Source organism: Streptomyces capparidis (assembly GCF_054782095.1).
This window is the reverse complement of sequence record NZ_BAAGTD010000015.1, coordinates 94,018-111,241: the sequence shown is the minus strand read 5'-3', so window position 1 is coordinate 111,241 and position 17,224 is coordinate 94,018. Positions and strand designations below refer to the sequence as shown.

General features: G+C 76.4%; 16 protein-coding genes. 4 read left to right on the top strand and 12 right to left on the bottom strand.

What is annotated here, in order from left to right; all coding sequences use genetic code 11:
• Positions 1-176: 176 nt before the first annotated feature.
• From ACYVO2_RS14810 to ACYVO2_RS14800, 3 genes are all read right to left on the bottom strand, one after another.
• The gene (locus ACYVO2_RS14810) at positions 177-821 is read right to left on the bottom strand and encodes a response regulator (protein WP_461008282.1); all 645 of its coding nucleotides are present in this window, start codon (positions 819-821) and stop codon (positions 177-179) included.
• A 59-nt stretch (positions 822-880) separates the two neighbouring features.
• Complete coding sequence (gene macS, locus ACYVO2_RS14805) at positions 881-2,101, bottom strand: MacS family sensor histidine kinase (RefSeq protein WP_461008237.1); 1,221 nt, start codon at positions 2,099-2,101, stop codon at positions 881-883.
• Between the two features lie 128 nt (positions 2,102-2,229).
• Complete coding sequence (locus ACYVO2_RS14800) at positions 2,230-3,030, bottom strand: lysophospholipid acyltransferase family protein (protein WP_461008281.1); 801 nt, start codon at positions 3,028-3,030, stop codon at positions 2,230-2,232.
• 284 nt (positions 3,031-3,314) lie between these two features.
• On the opposite strand from ACYVO2_RS14800, the gene ACYVO2_RS14795 reads away from it, so the two are divergent.
• Together ACYVO2_RS14795 and ACYVO2_RS14790 are read left to right on the top strand one after the other, a co-directional pair.
• Positions 3,315-4,205, top strand: coding sequence for an alpha/beta hydrolase (locus ACYVO2_RS14795; RefSeq protein ID WP_461008236.1), 891 nt, complete (start codon positions 3,315-3,317; stop codon positions 4,203-4,205).
• Positions 4,198-4,821: a hypothetical protein gene (locus tag ACYVO2_RS14790; protein ID WP_461008235.1), complete on the top strand. Its 624-nt coding sequence runs from the start codon at positions 4,198-4,200 to the stop codon at positions 4,819-4,821. Before ACYVO2_RS14795 ends, ACYVO2_RS14790 begins: the two co-directional genes overlap by 8 nt.
• A gap of 27 nt (positions 4,822-4,848) precedes the next feature.
• On the opposite strand, the gene ACYVO2_RS14785 is transcribed toward ACYVO2_RS14790, so the two are convergent.
• The 6 genes from ACYVO2_RS14785 to ACYVO2_RS14760 all read right to left on the bottom strand — a co-directional run bounded on the left by ACYVO2_RS14785 (position 4,849) and on the right by ACYVO2_RS14760 (position 10,166).
• The gene (locus ACYVO2_RS14785; RefSeq protein ID WP_461008234.1) at positions 4,849-5,670 is read right to left on the bottom strand and encodes an endonuclease/exonuclease/phosphatase family protein; all 822 of its coding nucleotides are present in this window, start codon (positions 5,668-5,670) and stop codon (positions 4,849-4,851) included.
• 257 nt (positions 5,671-5,927) lie between these two features.
• Positions 5,928-6,872, bottom strand: coding sequence for an ROK family glucokinase (locus tag ACYVO2_RS14780; RefSeq protein WP_461008233.1), 945 nt, complete (start codon positions 6,870-6,872; stop codon positions 5,928-5,930).
• A gap of 125 nt (positions 6,873-6,997) precedes the next feature.
• A complete protein-coding gene (locus ACYVO2_RS14775; RefSeq protein WP_461008232.1) occupies positions 6,998-7,390 on the bottom strand; it encodes a DUF5304 family protein in 393 nt (130 codons plus the stop codon).
• Positions 7,391-7,655: 265 nt separating this feature from the next.
• Positions 7,656-8,834, bottom strand: a complete 1,179-nt coding sequence (locus tag ACYVO2_RS14770) for an ArsA family ATPase (protein WP_461008280.1) — start codon at positions 8,832-8,834, stop codon at positions 7,656-7,658.
• Positions 8,831-9,289 carry an SRPBCC family protein gene (locus ACYVO2_RS14765; RefSeq protein ID WP_461008231.1) on the bottom strand — a complete coding sequence of 153 codons (459 nt, stop codon included), beginning with the start codon at positions 9,287-9,289 and terminating at the stop codon, positions 8,831-8,833. The genes ACYVO2_RS14770 and ACYVO2_RS14765 overlap by 4 nt, the downstream gene beginning before the upstream one ends.
• Positions 9,290-9,404: 115 nt before the next feature.
• Positions 9,405-10,166: a metallophosphoesterase family protein gene (locus ACYVO2_RS14760; RefSeq protein WP_461008230.1), complete on the bottom strand. Its 762-nt coding sequence runs from the start codon at positions 10,164-10,166 to the stop codon at positions 9,405-9,407.
• 411 nt (positions 10,167-10,577) lie between these two features.
• Between ACYVO2_RS14760 and ACYVO2_RS14755 the strand changes: the two genes are divergently transcribed.
• The gene (locus tag ACYVO2_RS14755) at positions 10,578-12,365 is read left to right on the top strand and encodes an AMP-dependent synthetase/ligase (protein WP_461008229.1); all 1,788 of its coding nucleotides are present in this window, start codon (positions 10,578-10,580) and stop codon (positions 12,363-12,365) included.
• Positions 12,366-12,431: 66 nt separating this feature from the next.
• Here the strand turns inward: ACYVO2_RS14755 and ACYVO2_RS14750 are convergent, their stop codons facing one another.
• Positions 12,432-13,565 carry a glycosyltransferase family 4 protein gene (locus ACYVO2_RS14750; protein WP_461008228.1) on the bottom strand — a complete coding sequence of 378 codons (1,134 nt, stop codon included), beginning with the start codon at positions 13,563-13,565 and terminating at the stop codon, positions 12,432-12,434.
• Between the two features lie 91 nt (positions 13,566-13,656).
• Here ACYVO2_RS14750 and ACYVO2_RS14745 point away from each other — a divergent pair, with 91 nt between their 5' ends.
• Positions 13,657-14,838 (top strand): mannosyltransferase family protein, encoded by a 1,182-nt coding sequence (locus ACYVO2_RS14745; RefSeq protein WP_461008227.1) that lies wholly within the window; start codon positions 13,657-13,659, stop codon positions 14,836-14,838.
• Here the strand turns inward: ACYVO2_RS14745 and ACYVO2_RS14740 are convergent.
• Both ACYVO2_RS14740 and ACYVO2_RS14735 read right to left on the bottom strand, forming a co-directional pair.
• Positions 14,813-16,006, bottom strand: a complete 1,194-nt coding sequence (locus ACYVO2_RS14740; protein WP_461008226.1) for a M48 family metalloprotease — start codon at positions 16,004-16,006, stop codon at positions 14,813-14,815. The two genes, ACYVO2_RS14745 and ACYVO2_RS14740, sit on opposite strands and share 26 nt — an antisense overlap.
• Positions 16,003-17,220 (bottom strand): hypothetical protein, encoded by a 1,218-nt coding sequence (locus ACYVO2_RS14735; RefSeq protein WP_461008225.1) that lies wholly within the window; start codon positions 17,218-17,220, stop codon positions 16,003-16,005. Before ACYVO2_RS14735 ends, ACYVO2_RS14740 begins: the two co-directional genes overlap by 4 nt.
• Positions 17,221-17,224 lie beyond the last annotated feature (4 nt).

The following is a 17,224-nucleotide window of genomic DNA, read 5'->3' as shown; positions in this document are numbered from 1 at the left end:
GGCCGGGAGGCCGGGAGGCCGGGAGGCCGGGAGGCCGGGAGGCCGGGAGGCCGGGAGGCCGGGAGGCCGGGAGGCCGGGAGGCCGGTCCACGGTGCCGCCGTGGCGGCACCTGTGGACCGGCCCCGGGTGGATCCCTTCGCCACCGCGCTCGCCGGGCCCGCCCCAAGGGGGCGGGTCACTCCGTGTCGAGGCCCCGCTGGATCGCGTAGCGGACCAGTTCCACGCGGTTGTGGAGCTGGAGCTTGCCCAGGGTGTTCTGGACGTGGTTCTGCACGGTGCGGTGGGAGATGACCAGCCGTTCGGCGATCTGCTTGTAGGACAGGCCCTTGGCCACCAGCCGCAGCACCTCCGTCTCCCGGTCCGTCAGCCGCGGCGCCGCGGGCTCGTCCGCCCGCTTCGGCTCCGGGTCCGCCGCCAGCCGCCGGTACTCCCCCAGGACCAGCCCGGCCAGGCCCGGTGTGAACACCGGGTCGCCCACCGCCGTCCTGGCCACCGCGTCCAGCAGCTCGTCCCGCCCCGCCGACTTCACCAGATAGCCCGTGGCGCCGGACTTCACCGCCTCCAGCACGTCCTCGTGCTCGCCGCTCGCCGAGAGCACCAGCACCCTCAGCCCGGGGTCGGCGCCGACCACCTCCCGGCACACCTCCACCCCGGGCAGCCCCGGCAGGTTCAGGTCCAGGACCAGCACCTGGGGCCGCGCCGCGCGGGCCCGCCGCACCGCCTCGGGCCCGTCCCCGGCCGTGGCCACCACGTCGTAGCCCGCCTCCGCGAGGTCCCTGGCCACGGCCTCCCGCCACATCGGGTGGTCGTCCACGACCATGACGCGGACGGCGCCCTGCGTCGCTTGCTCCACTGCCGCTGCTCCTTCCGGTGCTCGCCTCACGCCCGTGCCCGGCGGCGCGCGGCGCGGGGCAGACGCAGCTCCACCTCGACGCCCTGCCCGGGCACAGCGTAGAAGTCCGCCTCCCCGCCGAGGTCGCGCAGCCTGCCCCGGATGGACTGGGCGACGCCCAGCCTGCCCTCGCGCGCGGCCTCGGCCAGCCGCTCCGGCGGGCAGCCCGGCCCGTCGTCGCGGACGCTGACCAGCACTTCGTCGGGGGCCTCCTCGATCAGGATCCAGGCGTGCGCCTCCTCGCCCGCGTGCCTGCGCACGTTGTCCAGCGCGGCCGACACCGCGGCGGTGACCTCCCGCGCGGCGTGCGCGTCCAGCGGCACGGGCGTGCCCGGCGAGGACACGGTCACCCGCGGCCCGGCCAGCGGGCACATCAGGGCGCGCAGGTCCAGCTCGCCCGGGGCGCCGGGGGGCGCGGCAGCGGCGGCCGTGGCGGGGCCGCCCGCGGACGGCGGGGCCGTCCCCGTCACCAGGGCCCGCAGCGCCACCTCCTGCTCGCCCGCCATCCGGCCCAGGTCCGCCGCCTCCCCGCCGATCTCCGCGCCGCGCCGCTGCACCATCGCCAGCACCTGGAGCACGCTGTCGTGGATGTCCCGGGCCAGCCGCTCCCGCTCGCGGGTGGCCGCCTCGATCCGCAGCGCCCGGGTGAGGGTGCGCTCGCTGGCGCGGCCGAGCTCGACGACGTAGCCGACGGCGGAGGCGGACACGAAGAGCAGCACGATGTTGTGCGTGTTGCGCTCGGTGACGTCGCCGCGCTCGATCACGTTGCACACGCCGATCAGCACCGAGGCGAGCGCGCCCCAGCGCCAGCCGCCCTTGATGGCGAACGCCAGCACGGAGGTCGCCGCCCAGATCGTCGGCAGGGTGGCCTGGCCCTCGGCGATCTGCTCGGGGTCGGCGAAGACGCGGGTGAGGATGATGCCCGCGGTGGCCAGGGACAGGTCGACGACCAAGAACGGCCTGGTGCAGCGCCGCGCGCCGCCCAGGCGGGGCAGGGTCACCAGGGACCACACGGTGAGCACGGCCAGGTACGCCCAGCCGCCCTCGGGGTGGCGGTACTCGTCGAAGGAGACGCCGTAGCGGAACAGCGCGTAGCCGAGGGTGATCAGCCGCAGCGCGATCAGCGCCCGCCACAGCGGCTGCTCCAGCGTCATCGCGCCGGGCGGCGCGATCCTGTCCGCGGCAGCCCGCACCAACCGCCTGACCATGCCTGCTCCCCCGCTCATCGGTTCCCGGCGCCGGACGTGCGGTGCAGGGTAGCCGGTGCGGAGGGGCGCGGCCCGCGGCGGGACGACGACGGGACGGGGGCGGGGAGGGGGACGGGGACGGGGCTGGGCTACGCGGCCCGGCCGGTGTCCTCGCCCGCGTCGGTGTCCGCCGCCCCCGGGTTCTTCTCCCCCGCCTTGCCCGCCGCCCTCTCGGCCGCCTTCTCCGCGGCCCGCTCGGCCTTCCGCGCCTCCTCGATGCTGCGCTTGGCCTCGCTGGCGTAGACGTCCACGTACTCCTGGCCGGACAGCCTCATGATCTCGTACATCACCTCGTCGGTGACCGAGCGCAGGATGTAGCGGTCGTTGTCCATGCCCTGGTAGCGGCTGAAGTCCAGCGGCTTGCCGATGCGGATGCCCGGGCGCATCAGCTTCGGCACGACCTTGCCCGGCGGCTGGATCTTCTCGGTGTCGATCATCGCGACGGGGATGACCGGCGCCCCGGTGGCCAGCGCCACCCGGGCCAGGCCGCCGGGCTTGCCCCGGTACAGCCGCCCGTCCGGGGAGCGGGTGCCCTCCGGGTAGATGCCGAACAGCTCGCCGCGCTCGATGACCTGGATGGCGCTGCGCACCGCCGCGTCGCCCGCGCCGCGCGCGCCCGAGCGGTCCACGGGAAGCTGGCCGACGGCCCGGAAGAAGGCGGCGGTCGCCCGGCCCTTCACACCGGTGCCGGTGAAGTACTCCGACTTGGCGACGAAGGTGATCTTCCGGTCCACCACGGCGGGCAGGAACATCGAGTCGGAGAAGGACAGGTGGTTGCTCGCCAGGATCGCCGGACCCTCCCGGGGGATGTTCTCGAGACCCTCCACCCACGGGCGGAAGACGACGCGCAGCAGCGAGCCGACGGACAGTTTCATCACGCCGTAGAACAACACCGGGGACCTCCTGTGCTTGACACGGGGAACCCTAGTACCGATTCCGCCGGGCGCCGCTCCTCACCGCCCTGTGAACCGCCTCGCCGCCGTCCGCCGCCTCCCTCCGCCCGGGGCGTCCCGTCCCCCGGCGCCTTCCCCGCGTGGGGTGGCGCACCACCAAAACCTGTTCGAAATCGGCCCGTACGCTCTCGACACGGGTCGAGTACCATGCGCCCGAGGTCCGCCTTTCCACGCACGCCCTTTCGTTCCCCGCTCCGCCTCCAGCCACGAGGAGCCCCAAGGTGCCGCTGATCCCCGGAGCCGAGCCGTTCCGCCACGAGGGCGGGGAGGTCGGTGTGGTGCTGAGCCACGGATTCACCGGATCGCCGCAGTCCATGCGCCCGTGGGCGCAGTACCTCGCGGCGCGCGGCCTGACCGTCTCCGCGCCGCTGCTGCCCGGGCACGGCACCCGCTGGCAGGACATGCAGCGCACCGGCTGGGAGGACTGGTACGCCGCGGTGGACCGCGAGGTGCGCAGGCTCTCCGAGCGGTGCTCGCGGGTGTTCCTGTGCGGCCTGTCCATGGGCGGCGCGCTGGTGCTGCACGCCGCGGCGCAGCACGGCCCCGCCGTGTCCGGGGTGGTGCTGGTCAACCCGTCGGTGCAGTCCGACCGGGCGGTGATCGCGGCCGTGCCGGTGCTGCGGCACCTGGTGCCGTCGGTGCCCGGGGTGATCTGCGACATCGCCAAGGAGGGCGTGGAGGAGTCCGGGTACGACCGGGTGGGGCTGCACGCGCTGCACGGCCTGGCGCGGCTGTGGAAGGTGGTGCAGGCGGAGCTGGCGCGGGTGAGCCAGCCGGTGCTGCTGCTGCACAGCCGGGTGGACCACGTGGTGTCGCCGCGGAACTCCGCGACGGTGCTGGGCGGCGTGGCGTCCACGGACGTGACGGAGGTGTGGCTGGAGCGCAGCTACCACGTGGCGACGCTGGACCACGACGCCGAGCTGATCTTCTCCCGGAGCTGGGACTTCATCCGGCGGCTCGCACCCGAGGCGCAGGCCCCGGCCGAGGCGGTGGCCGAGGCGGAGTCGGTGGCCCGGGCGGAGGCCGTCGCGGCGGGCGCCGCGGACGGCAGCGCGGACCGGAGCGTGCTCGTGGACGGGGCGGTGCCCGAGGCGGAGGCGGGCAGTGCCTGAGGAGCGCGAGGAGCGCGAGGAGCGGGACCGCCGCCCGCAGGACGACGACGCGGTCTGGGAGCAGTTGGTCGCCTCCTTCGCCGCGGACCCGCCGTCCGGCGGCGCGCGGCCGTGGCCGGAGGCCGAGCAGGTGGACGACGACCGGGACGACGGCGAGCGGGCCGGCGACGGCGACCGGAACGCCGACGACGCCGACGACCGGAACGCCGACGACGCTGACGACCGGGACGACGACGAGGGCGAGGACACGGCGGGCGGCCCGGGCGACGGGTCGCTGAACACCACCCGCAGCATCCTCGTCGCCACCGGGCCCGTCCACCACCCGCGCGAGCTCGGCCCCCGCGACCACGAGGAGGTGGAGGACGAGGACCACTTCGTGCCGCCGCCCCCGCCGCCGCTGCCGAAGGTGGACACCACCACCAAGTTCGCCTGGATCGCGGTGCTCGGCGGGCCGCTGCTGCTCCTCGCGATGGTGCTGGCCCAGCAGCCGATCACCTGGTGGATGGCCGTGCTGGGCGTCGGCGGCTTCCTGGGCGGCTTCGGCACCCTGGTCTTCCGCATGCCCGACCGCACCGAGGAGGACGAGGAGGACCCGGACGGCGGCGCGGTGGTGTGACCCGCGCCGCCGGGCCCGCGGCCGGGGTCAGGCCCTCAGGCGCACCGCGGCCAGCACCGGGCGGTGGTCGCTGGCCGAGGCCAGGTCCGACTCGGTGACGCCGGGCAGGTCCTCGGGGACGCCGCAGCCCAGGATCTCCACGTCGCGGGTGGTGAACACGCCGTCGATGCGCTGGTACGGGTCGCGGGCGGTGGAGGTGAAGGTGCCGCCCCAGGGCGCCGCGGCGTGGGCGTCGCGCAGCTCGCCCGCGAGCAGCTCCCACGACTTGCCCTCGGGCCGCTCGTTGACGTCGCCCGCGGCCACCGCGTACCGCTCCCCGGTGTCCGCGAGCCGCCGCAGCAGGGCCTGGGCCTGCTCGTGCCGCTCCGCGGCGTGCAGGCTCAGGTGGCAGCTCACCACCGCGAGGCGGGCCGCGCCGAACTGGAGGGTGGCGGTGGCGAAGCCGCGCCGGTGCGCGCCGGAGGTGCGGGGCAGCAGCACGTCCTCGGCGGTGAGCACCCGGGCGCGCAGCGACGCCAGCAGCAGCGGGCCCGCCGCGGGCTGCCCGCCGGTGACCACGGTCAGGCCGCAGTCCCTGGCCAGCCAGGCGGCCTTCTTGCGCCACCGGTAGAAGCGCGGGGCCTCCTGGACGCAGACGACGTCCGGCGCGCACGCCCGGACCACCCGGACCAGCGCGTCCCTGTCGTCCCGCAGCGAGCGCACGTTGTAGCTGAGGATCCGCACCACCGCGGAGCCGTCCGCCTCGGTGTGCGACTCCGGGAGGCCGCCGGGCTCGGGGCCGTGCCGCGGCCCGTCCTCGCGCTCCGCCCGCTCGCCGTCCCGGCCGGGAATGCCACCGCCTGACGCCATCATCGTTCGCCTCGCTCTCAGCGCCTTGAAGCACCCATCCCCCGCACGGCCGCCGGCGGGCTCAGGGGCCCGGCCGGCCGGCTGTGGACGCCAAGATAGCGGGGCGGGACGGCACTTGGGCGGGCAGGCCCGGCCTCGTGGGAGGCTGGACGGCCGGGCGCGCGCACGGCCCGGCCGTCCCCGCGGGCGAAGGCCCGGCCCCGAGGGCGGCAACACGGCCCCGGAGGGGCGGCCTCTCAGCCCCCGAGGGCGGGCACTCAGCCCTGGCGGGCCAGGTCCGCCGCGCCGACCAGGCCGGCGCGCCCGCCCAACTGGGCCACCAGGACCTGGGCGTGCGGCCGGTGGGTGCCGCCGACCAGCCAGCGGCGGAAGGACTTGCGGATCGGCTCGATGACCACGTCGCCCGCGTCGGACACGCCGCCGCCGACGATGAACGCGGACGGGTCGAACAGCGACGCCAGGTCGGCCAGACCCGCGCCGGCCCAGCGGGCCAGCTCGCGGAAGGAGTCCACGGCCACCGGGTCGCCCAGCTCCGCGGCGCGGGTCACGTGCTGGCCCTCGATGCCGTCGGCGGTGCCGTCGCCGAGGCCGAGCAGGGTCTCCGCGTTCTCCGGGGTGGCGGTGGCCCGCTGCCTGGCGTACCTGACCAGGGCACGGCCGCTGGCGTACTGCTCCCAGCAGCCCTGGCTGCCGCAGCCGCACAGCAGCCCGTCCGGCACCACCCGGATGTGGCCGAACTCCCCGGCGACCCCGAACCGGCCCCGGTGCAGCCTGCCGCCGATGATGATGCCGCCGCCCAGGCCGGTGCCGAGGGTGATGCACACGACGTCGTCGTGGCCCTGGCCCGCGCCGAACCGGTACTCGCCCCACGCGGCCGCGTTGGCGTCGTTCTCCACCACCACCGGCAGACCCACGCGCTGCTCGACCTTGTCCTTCAGCGCCTCGTGCCGCCAGTCGATGTTGGGCGCGAACAGCACGGTGGCCCGCTTGTCGTCCACGTAGCCGGCGGCGCCCACGCCCACCGCCTCGATCTGGCCGTGGCCGGAGCAGACCTCGCGCACCGCGTCGGCGATGGCGTCAACGACGCCCTCGGGGGTCGCCGGAGTCGGCACCTTGACCGTCTCGAGAATCGCACCTTCCTCGTTGACGACGCCGGCCGCGATCTTCGTGCCGCCGATGTCAACGCCGATGGCTAGTCCCATGTGTCCCTCAGTCGCTCGGTCGATCCCCGCTGGGGGTAACCGTACCGTTCCGGCCGGACAACCGGCTCGAACGGGGGCAGGGCGGGGGTCCGCCGCGGATCCGGCGGGGTACGGGTCGGACGCGCTCAGTCCAGGTCGATGCGCTCGCTGCTCGGGGGCTCCCCGTCCGTCCACCGCTTCTCGTGGTCGGTGACGGCGGCGCGGTACGCGGACAGGAGCTCGTTGCCCGCGGCCGCCAGGTGGTCGAACAGCTCGGGGTTGCGGTCCCTGGCCTGCCCGATGGCGGACCTGGCCTGCGACAGCAGCATCTGGGCGGGCAGGCCCAGCGGCCCGCTCGCCTCCTGCACCCGGTCGGCGACGGCCTCGGCGAGCTTGCGCAGCTCGTCGGCCGCGCTGCCGGGCTCCTTCGCCTGCCGCACCCGGCGCCGGGACGCCTGTTCCGCGGTGTCCTCGGCGCACGCCGTCGCCCAGGCGTCCTCGTCCGGGCTCTCTTCGCGGGAGGGCAGGGGTTCGCTCATGGGTCGCTCCTGACTGCGGTGGGTGCGGTGCTGCGGTGCTTGCTGGCTGCGGTGCTCGGGGCTGCGGTGCTTGCTGGCTGGGGTGCTTGCCGGCTGGGGTGCTCGCCGGCTGGGGTGCGGGCGGACCGGCGTGTGACCCGGCCCGGACGTGCACGGCGACCGGCCGGTGGGCCTCAGGGCGCGTCGCCTCGGCGGCACGGGTCGCGGAGCCGCTCCTACCGACGGTACCGGACGGTGTCAACGGGCACCCCCGCCGCGCACCGGGTCAGCCGCGCGGCCACAGACCGGGATCGGGCACGAACCGCACCCGCAGCTCCCCGTCCTCCAGGCGGGCCCCGGCCGCGTCGCAGCGCCGCAGCGCGGACGGGAGCGGGACGACGCGGCGGAAGCCGCCCACGTCCAGCACCAGCTCGTCGCCGTGCCGGGCCAGCTCCAGCTCCGGCCGCCGCGCGCCGGGCAGCGGCAGCCGCCACACCAGGGTGCCGTCCTCCTCGTCCGGGCCGACCGTCCACGGGTCGGGCGCGGGCCCGCCGGGGCGCGGCGGCACGTGCAGGGCGCGGCCCACCAGCGCCAGGTCGTCCCCGCCCACCGGGTCGCGGCCCAGGTCGGGCAGCTCGAGCACGGGGGCGCCCGCGGTGTCCAGCTCCTTGAGCGCCTGGCGCTGCCCGGCGGCGGCACCGGCGAGCCACGGGTCGGCGGAGCCGTCCGGCAGCAGCCGGTTGGCCAGCACCGCCTCCGGGCGGTGCCCGAGCAGGGCCAGCGCGGGCAGGGCCGCGCGCAGCCGGGCGGCGGAGTGCGGCCCGGGGACCAGGACGGTGCGGACGGTGGTGGCGCCGTCGCGCAGGACCCGCTCCACGGCGGCCAGCGCGGCGTCGGCGCGCCGGGCCGCGTCGTACAGCTCCTCCGGCGGCATCGGCACGCCCGCGGCGGCGGCCAGCAGCGGGCGCAGGGCGCGGGCGGCCTGCCGCCGCTCGGGGAGCAGGCGGCGCAGATGGCGGCGGAGCCGCTCGGGCAGGGCCAGCGCGGACAGGGCGGCGGGCAGCGGCGGGGCGTCCACCACCAGCACCTCCCAGCGCGGGTCGGCGGCGTGCGCGGCGAGCGCGCCGAGCAGGGCGGCCTCGGCGTCGCCGGGCAGCTCGGCGCGCTCCAGCGGGTCCAGGGGGCGGACGCCCAGCAGGCGGGCGGCCAGGTCCAGGGCGCGGGCCGCGGCGGTGCCGCCGCCGGGGCGGGCCAGGACGGCGTGCAGGCCGGGCTCGACCTGCTCCGGCTCCCCCGCGGGGACGGGGCGGGCCAGGACGCCGGGCAGCGCCGGGTCACCGGACAGCAGCAGCACGCGGGCGCCGGAGCGGGCCGCCGCGACGGCGGTGGCCGCGGCCGCGGTGGTGCGCCCCGCGCCGCCGGAGCCGGTGACCAGGACGGTGCGGGCGAGCCCCGGCGCGCTCAGCGGGAGCCGCCCGCCGCGGGGCTCTCCACGCGCTGCTTCAGACCGGACAGGGCGCGGTCGATGATGACCTTCTCCGCCTTGCGCTTGATCATGCCCAGCATGGGGATCTTGACGTCCACGGCGAGCTGGTAGGTGACCTCGGTGCGGCTGCCGTCGCCGAGCGGGGCGAGCGAGTAGGTGCCGTCCAGGGCGCGCAGCATCGTGGAGCGCACCAGCGTCCAGCTCACCTCGCGGTCGCCGTCCCAGGTGTAGGCGAGGGTGTGGTCGTCGCGGATGGCGCCCGCGTCCAGCAGCAGCCGCACCTCCTCGGCCCGGCCGTCGGCGCCCGTCTTCACGATCTCGGCCTCCTTGACCTCGCCGGTCCACTCCGGGTACCGGGCGAAGTCGGAGATCACCGCCATGACCTCGGCGGGGCTCGCCTCGATCGTGATGCTGGACCTGGTGTGTTCGGCCATCGCCGGGTCCCTCCGGGACTGTCGCGTACATGCGTGCGGGTCTGGTGTGACCTGGAAGATTACTCCCTCGCCCGGTCCGCGCGGCCCAGGAGGCGGCCGCCGTGCCGCGGGGAGTTCACCACGTGAGCACCCATGGCCTGCCCGTCGACCGGAAGTGACCGACATTGACGCACTCGGTGGTGCCGATGCGCATCCGCGCGGACAGCGGCTGGTGGACGTGGCCGAACAGGGCGTAGCGCGGCCGGGTGGCCCGGACCGCCTCCAGCAGGGCCTCGCTGCCCCGCTCGAAGCGGCGCGCCACCACGTCGTAGGTCAGCTCGGGCACGGCCGGCGGGATGTGGCTGCACAGCACGTCCACCGGCCCGAGGGCGGCCACCTTGGCGGCGTAGGCGTCCTCGTCCACCTCGTACGGGGTGCGCATGGGGCTGGGCAGGCCGCCGCCGACGAAGCCGAACGTCCAGTCGCCGATGCGCACCGTCTCGCCGTCCAGCACCGTGGTGCCCTCCCGGGCGAACTCCGGCCACAGGTGGGGCATGTCCACGTTGCCGTAGGTGGCGTAGGTCGGGGTGGGCATCGCCGCGAACAGCTCCGCGTACTGCTTGCGCACGGCCGCCTCGATGGCGCTCTCCCGGTCCATGCCCGCCCACAGCCGCGCGCTCATCGCCCGCGCCTCGTCGAACCGCCCGGCCGTGCGCAGCTCCACCACGCGGGTGGCGGCCTCCGCCCCGAACAGGTCGGGGAAGATCCCGCGGGAGTGGTCGGCGTAGTCGAGGAACAGGATCAGGTCGCCGAGGCAGACCAGCGCGTCCGCGCCCTCCCCGGCCCTGGCGAGGGCGTCGTGGGCGCCGTGGACATCGCTGACGACATGGACCCGCATGCGGACACCCTAGCCGGGCGGCGGCGGGATGATACCGGCCGGGGCGCCAGGAGGCAGGGCCGTTTCGCGGCGGCGGGGTCTCGGGGCAGCGCGGCTCCGGGAGGCGGCCGCGGGGGGCGGCTGTGGGGCGGAGGGGCGCGGGGGCCCGCGCCCGGCGGCGGGCGGGAGGCTACGCGCGAGTCACCTCCGAACTCACGTAGTGTTCCGGAAGGAGGCTCCGTCCGCGCAACCGCGGGCGCGGTGGGGTAAAGAACCAGCCAGCCCCGCCGCCGCTGTGTGACACGAGGAACATTGAGGGCCGACCCCCTACCTGAATTGTTTACCGGTCGGTAGCGTCCCGGGCAGTCCAGCGAAGCACCCCCGCTGGGGACACCGCCGTCACGCCGCCGGCGCCGATGAGGAGCAGCAGTCTTGCGCGAGTTCAGCCTTCCGGCCCTGTACGAGGTACCCGCGGACAGCAATCTGACGGATCTCATCCGCAGCAACGCCACGCGGCACCCCTCACGTGCGGTGATCAGCAGAAAGACCGCCGGGGCGTGGCAGGACGTGACCGCGGCCGAGTTCCTCGCGCAGGTGCGCTCGGTCGCCAAGGGCCTGATCGCCTCCGGGGTCCGCCCCGGTGACCGGGTTGGCCTGATGTCGCCCACCCGGTACGAGTGGACGCTGTTCGACTTCGCGGTCTGGACGGCGGGCGGCGTGTCCGTGCCCATCTACGAGACGTCCTCCGCGGAGCAGGTCGAGTGGATCCTCAACGACTCGGGCGCGGTCGGCTGCATGGTCGCCGACGCCTCCCACGAGGCGGCCGTGGAGTCGGTGCGGGAGCGGCTGCCTCAGTTGAAGAACGTCTGGCAACTGGAGGCGGGCGCCGTCGAGCAGCTCGTGCGGGCCGGGGAGGACATCGCCGACGGGACCGTCGACGAGCGCACCGCGATCGCCAGGGCCGACTCCCCCGCGTCCATCGTCTACACCTCGGGCACCACCGGCCGCCCCAAGGGCTGCGTGCTGACGCACCGCAACCTCCTCGCCGAGACCGGCAACACCGTGGAGCGGCTGCGGACGCTGTTCCACGAGGACGCCTCGGTGCTGCTGTTCCTGCCGCTGGCGCACGTGCTCGGCCGCATGGTGGAGATCTGCGCGATGCTGGCGCCGATCCGGCTCGGCCACGTCTCCGACGTCAAGCAGCTCCAGGGCGAGCTGGCGTCGTTCCGGCCCACCCTGGTCGTCGCGGTGCCCCGGGTGTTCGAGAAGGTCTACAACGGGGCGCGGGCCAAGGCCGAGGCCGACGGCAAGGGCCGCATCTTCGACCTGGCGGCGAACTGCGCCATGGAGTACAGCCGGGCGCTGGACACCCCGTCCGGTCCCGGCCTGCTGCTGCGGCTCAAGCACCGGCTGTTCGACAAGCTGGTGTACGGCAAGCTGCGGGCCGCGCTGGGCGGCCTGGCCACCCACGCCGTGTCCGGCGGCGGGCCGCTCGGCGAGCGGCTCGGGCACTTCTACCGCGGCATCGGGTTCGTCGTGCTGGAGGGCTACGGCCTGACGGAGTCCTTCGGCGCCACCACGTTCAACCCCCTGGAGCGGCAGAAGATCGGCACCGTGGGCCAGCCGATCCCCGGTTCCGGGGTGGGCATCGCCGAGGACGGCGAGGTGCTGCTCAGCGGCGGGCACCTGTTCTCCGGCTACTGGAACAACCCCTCGGCCACCGAGGAGGTGTTCGACGGCGACTGGTTCCGCACCGGCGACCTCGGCCAACTGGACGAGGACGGCTACCTGCGGCTCACCGGCCGGAAGAAGGAGATCATCGTCACCGCGGGCGGCAAGAACGTGGCCCCCGCGGTGATAGAGGACCGCATCCGGGCGCACGCCCTGATCGCCGAGTGCATGGTGGTCGGCGAGGGCAGGCCGTTCGTGGGCGCGCTGATCACCCTCGACGAGGAGTTCCTCGGCCGCTGGGCGGAGCAGCGGGGCAAGGCCGGGCGGGGCGCCGCCGAGCTGCGCGGCGACCCGGAGCTGCTCGCGGCGGTGCAGGCCGCGGTGGACGACGGCAACAGCGGGGTGTCGCGGGCCGAGGCGGTGAAGAAGTTCCGCGTCCTGGACGCGCAGTTCAGCGAGGAGGGCGGGCATCTGACGCCGTCGCTGAAGCTGAAGCGGCACCTGGTGCTGAAGGACTTCTCGGACGAGATCGAGGCGATCTACCGCTAGCCGGGGGGCCGGGCACGCGGGTCCGGGGCGGCGCCCCGGACCCGGGAGGGCGCGGCGCGGCCGGGCTCACAGCAGGGCGGCGAGCCGCCGCGCCAGCAGGTCCCAGCGCCACGCCTCCTCCACCCAGGCGCGGCCCCGCTCGCCCATGCGGCGGCGCAGCTCCGGGTCCGTGAGCAGGCGCACCACGCGCTCCGCGGCGGCCTCGGGGGAGCCGCCGGGCACCACGTAGCCGGTCTCGCCGTCGAGCACCGCGTCGGGCGCGCCGCCGGAGTCGCCCGCGATCACCGGCAGGCCCGTCGCCGACGCCTCCAGGTAGACGATGCCCAGGCCCTCCACGTCCAGGCCCCGCCGCCGGGTGCGGCACGGCATCGCGAACACGTCCCCCGCCTCGTAGTGCGCGGGCAGCTCCGCCCACGGCACCGCGCCGGTGAACACCACCGCGTCGCGCACCCCCGCGGACTCGGCGAGCCGCTCCAGGCTCCGGCGGTACGGGCCGCCGCCGACGACGAGCAGCGCCGCGTCCGGCACCCGGGCCAGCACCCGCGGCATCGCCCGGATCAGCGTGTCCTGCCCCTTGCGCGGCACCAGCCGGGACACGCACACCACCACGGGCCGCCCGGTCAGCCCCAGCCGCTCCCGCACCGCGGCGCCGCCCGCGCCCGGCCGGAACGCCCGCTCGTCCACGCCCGGGGTCAGCCGCACCATGCGCTCCGCCGCCCGCGGGCTCAGGGCCGGGGCGATCCGGGAGCGGGTGTACTCGCCGAGGTAGGTGAGGGTGTCCACGCCGTCCCCGATGCGGCGCAGCAGCGCCCTCGCCCCGGGCAGCGCCGCCCAGCCCGCCTCGTGGCCGTGGGTCGTGGCGACGATGCGCTCCGCCCCGGCGCGGCGCAGCGCGGGCGCCATCAGGCCCAGCGGGGCGGACGCGCCGAACCACACCGACGAGCACCCCTCCGCCCGGAGCAGCTCCGCCGCGCGCCGCGTCACCCTGCGGGTGGGCAGCAGCACGGAGGCGCGGTCCCGCACCACGGGGAAGGGCTGCTCCCGGTCGAACCGCGCCACCTCGGCGCCGTCCTTCCAGGTGGAGGCGTAGACCACCACCCGCGCGGGCTCCAGCCGCAGCGCCATGCTGTGCACGAACGCCTGGATGCCGCCGGGGCGGGGCGGGAAGTCGTTGGTGACGATGAGGGTCTTGTCGGTCATCACGGCGAGGTTAGCGGGAAGGGCGGGCGCGGACGGCGGGGAGGTAGGGTCGGGGACCGTCGTACGGAAAGCAGCGAGACCGGGCGGGGCCGTGACCAGCGCGCAAGAGGATCTCTCCGGCCGGGTCGTCCCGGCGGCACCGTCCGTCTCCCTGCCACGGCGCGCCCTGGCGGTGTGCGGGGTGCCGCTGGCCGTGTACACCGCGGCGGCGGCCCTCCAGCTCGCCGTGCTGTGGCTGATGATCCCCCCGGGCAGCGAGGAGGGGGTGCGGGAGCGGCTGCTGTCCTGGGACGGCAGGCTGTACCTGCACACCGCCGAGCACGGCTACCCGCAGGGCCTGGAGTACCGCGCCGACGGCACCCTCGCCGGGAGCAACCTCGCGTTCTTCCCCCTCTACCCCGGCAGCGTCCGGCTGCTGCGCGAGCTGACCGGCCTGGGCTGGGAGACCTGCGCCCTCACCTCCGCCAGGCTCGCCGGGGCCGCCGCCGCGGTGCTGGTGCACCGGCTCGGCCTGCGGCTGTACGACCGCAGGGTCGCGTTCGCCCTGACCGCGCTGGTGTGCGTGCAGCCCATGGCCGTGTCGCTGTCCATGGCCTACACCGAGAGCCTGTTCCTGGCCCTGGCCGCGGGCACTCTGCTGGCCGCGCACCGCCAGGCGTGGCTGACCGCCGGGGTGTGCGGGCTGCTGGCCGGGCTGACCCGGTCCACGGCGGTCGCGGTGGCCGCGGCGCTGGCCGTGGCCGCGGGCATCGCCATGTGGCGGGAGCGGCGGGTGCTGTGGCGGGCCGTCGCCGGGTGCGCGCTGGGCGCGGCGGGCGTCCCCTCGTACCTGCTGTGGGTGGCGCACAGGACCGGGCGGCTCGACGGCTGGACGGCCGTGCAGGAGGCGGGGTGGGGCACCCACTGGGACTGGGGCGCGGCCACCGCCCGGTTCTTCGCCGACACGCTCCGCGTCAGCGACGGGTGGGTGGCGCTGAGCGTGGTGCTGCTCATCGCGTTCACCGCGGTGGGCTGCGCGCTCGCGGTGCTGGACCGGGTGTGGCCGCCGCTGGCCGTGCACGGGCTGCTGGTGCTCGCGCTGACCGTCGGCCAGACGAACTACTACCACTCCAAGCCGCGCCTGCTGGTGCCCGCGCTGCTCGCGCTGGTCCCGGTGGCCGTGGCCCTGGCCAGGACGAGGACCCGCACGGCGGTGCTGGTGGGCGCGGCCCTGGCGCTGTTCGGCACCTGGTACGGCGCCTACATGATCACGGCGTGGCGCTTCGCGGTGTAGTCGCGCCCGCCGCCCCCGCGCGCCGCGCCGCCCACTCCCGGGCGGCGGCGACGCGCTGCACCGCGCTGGGGTGGGTGCCGTACAGGGCGTGCAGGAGGCGGGGCGGGTCCACGTCGGCGACGTTGGCGACGGACAGCCTGCGCTGCATGGCGACGAACGCCTCCGGGTCGCCGGTCAGGTCCAGGGCGTGCCGGTCGGCGCGGGCCTCCACGCGGCGGCTCACCGCGCGCCCGGCCGGGCCCGCCACCGCGGCCAGCAGCGCCGCCAGCGCGGCCAGCAGGAACACCGAGCCGGGGTCCCGGACGCGGTCCGCGCCGGCCGCCCGCAGCAGCGGGTCCCAGCTCGCGGCCGCCGCCAGCAGCAGCGTCCCGGCCGCGGCGCCGAGCGCGCCGAGCGCGGTGCCCCGCGCCACGTCCCGGTGCCGCACGTGCCCGAGCTCGTGCGCGACCACCAGCTCCACCTCCCGCGGCTCGGCCCGCTCCAGCAGCGTGTCGAAGACGACGACCCGGCGGGTGGCGCCGAACCCGGACACGTACGCGTTCAGGGCGGTGGTGCGGCGGGAGGCGTCGGCGACGAGGACGTCGCGCACCGCGACGCCGTCCCGCCGCGCCAGGTCCAGCAGCGCGGTGCGCAGCTCGCCCTCCGGCAGGGGCGTGAACCGGTTGAAGACGGGTTCCAGCAGCAGCGGGGCCACCCAGGACAGCAGCACCGACACCGCGGCGGCGCACCCGGCGGCGGCCCACCACCAGGTGTCCGGCCAGGCCCTGGCCAGGGCGTACCAGCCGAGGACGGCGCCGGCGGCGAGCGGCAGCGACACCAGCAGCCCGCGCAGCACGTCCGCCCACCAGCCGCTCCGGCCCTGCGTGACCAGGCCGAACCGGCGCCGCGCCGCCGTCACCCGGGCGCTGAACGGCAGCCGCACCGCCGTGCCCACCGCGACCAGCGCCGCCGCGCCCCACAGCGCCCGCGCCCACCAGGGGCCGCCCACCGCGTCCACCACCGCGGACCCGGCCGGGGTCAGGCCGAGGGCGAGCAGCGCCGCCAGGGAAGCGGCGCGGCCGGCGAGCGCGGGCGGCCACTGCGCGCGGCGCAGGGCGCGCCCGCGCTCCCGCTCCTCGTCGGTGAACACCTCGGTGACGGCCCCGCGGGCCCGCCCGGCCTGGCTCATCGCAGCTCCTCCTGCACATAGGCGCGCCACCGCGCGGTGAAGTCCGCGAGCCCGACGCCGAGCACGGACCGCATCCGGGCGTCCAGCTCCCGCTCCCCGCCCACGCCGCGGCCGGCCGCGCGGTACAGCTCCTCCAGCCTGTCCTGCCCCCAGGTGGCGGCGGTCATCCGGCAGGCCAGCCACGCCATCTCGTACGCCTGCGCGAGCCCGTCGCGCCCGGCGGAGAAGTCGGCGTCGCCGGGCAGCCGCTGCGGGACGTGCCCGGCGAGCACGTCGCGCCGCAGCTCGGGCGCGACCTCGGCCGGGGAGCGGCCGGTGCGGGCGTAGGCGACCCAGTCGGCGAAGCCCTCCGACAGCCACACCGGCGTGGCGGGCGTGGTGGCGCGGCGGGTGGCGACGTGGGTGGTCTCGTGGGTGAGCACCACCTGGCGGCCGAACGCGCTCAGGTCCCGGTAGGCCTCCGGGTTGACCAGGATCCGGTCGGCGGAGGCCGCGGAGGCGCCGCGGGCCTGGGCGGTGGTGACGGCGGCGATGCCCGCGTAGCTCTCCTCCGGGGCGCCGAGCAGCTCGGCCATCTGGCGCTGCGTGGCGGGCACCAGCACCACCACGGTCCCGCCCCAGCCGTCCGGCCACACGGCGCGCACGGCGGGCACCGCCCGGTCCGCCTCGGCCGCGCGGGCGCGCAGGTCCCGGAGCCCGCCGAGGCCGAGCACCAGGCTGTGCTCGCCGCGCACGGCCCGCACCGGCCCGAAGTCCCACAGTTGGGCGGTGCCGCCCGCGTCCCCGGTGAGGGTGACCCGGCCGTCGCGGGCGGCGAAGGTGAACCGCTCGGCGGCGGTGACGGGCCCGGTGTCGTGGCCGGTGAGGCGGTAGCGCAGCTCGACGTCCGCGGTGGTGCCGCGGATCCGCAGCAGCCGGTAGCCGTAGGAGGCCAGCGGCACCTCGGCGAGGTTGCCGAAGCGTGCGGCCTCGCGGCGGCGGAACGGCCCCGGCGCGGTGTCCCGCAGGAACGCGGCCCGGTCCCGCTCGACCACGGCCTCGCCGCGGCGCCGCAGCAGCTCGGTGAGGGCGGCGCGGGTGCCGGGCTCCGTGTCCCGCCCGGTGAGCGGCGGCACCAGGAACAGCGCCGCGAGCAGCACCGCGGCCGCCGCGACGACGGCCGCGACCGCGCGCGGCCCCGGCGCGAACCCCCACCGCCGGCCGCTCACGTCCACGGCC

Excerpts from the sequence above, each read along its gene's own strand:
- ACYVO2_RS14810 (WP_461008282.1), bottom strand. The coding sequence starts at position 821 with ATGGTCGTGGACGACCACCCGATGTGGCGGGAGGCCGTGGCCAGGGAC.
- macS (WP_461008237.1), bottom strand. The coding sequence starts at position 2,101 with ATGGTCAGGCGGTTGGTGCGGGCTGCCGCGGACAGGATCGCGCCGCCC.
- ACYVO2_RS14760 (WP_461008230.1), bottom strand. The coding sequence starts at position 10,166 with ATGCGGGTCCATGTCGTCAGCGATGTCCACGGCGCCCACGACGCCCTC.
- ACYVO2_RS14775 (WP_461008232.1), bottom strand. The coding sequence starts at position 7,390 with ATGAGCGAACCCCTGCCCTCCCGCGAAGAGAGCCCGGACGAGGACGCC.
- ACYVO2_RS14780 (WP_461008233.1), bottom strand. The coding sequence starts at position 6,872 with ATGGGACTAGCCATCGGCGTTGACATCGGCGGCACGAAGATCGCGGCC.
- ACYVO2_RS14765 (WP_461008231.1), bottom strand. The coding sequence starts at position 9,289 with ATGGCCGAACACACCAGGTCCAGCATCACGATCGAGGCGAGCCCCGCC.
- ACYVO2_RS14785 (WP_461008234.1), bottom strand. The coding sequence starts at position 5,670 with ATGGCGTCAGGCGGTGGCATTCCCGGCCGGGACGGCGAGCGGGCGGAG.
- ACYVO2_RS14750 (WP_461008228.1), bottom strand. The coding sequence starts at position 13,565 with ATGACCGACAAGACCCTCATCGTCACCAACGACTTCCCGCCCCGCCCC.
- ACYVO2_RS14740 (WP_461008226.1), bottom strand. The coding sequence starts at position 16,006 with ATGAGCCAGGCCGGGCGGGCCCGCGGGGCCGTCACCGAGGTGTTCACC.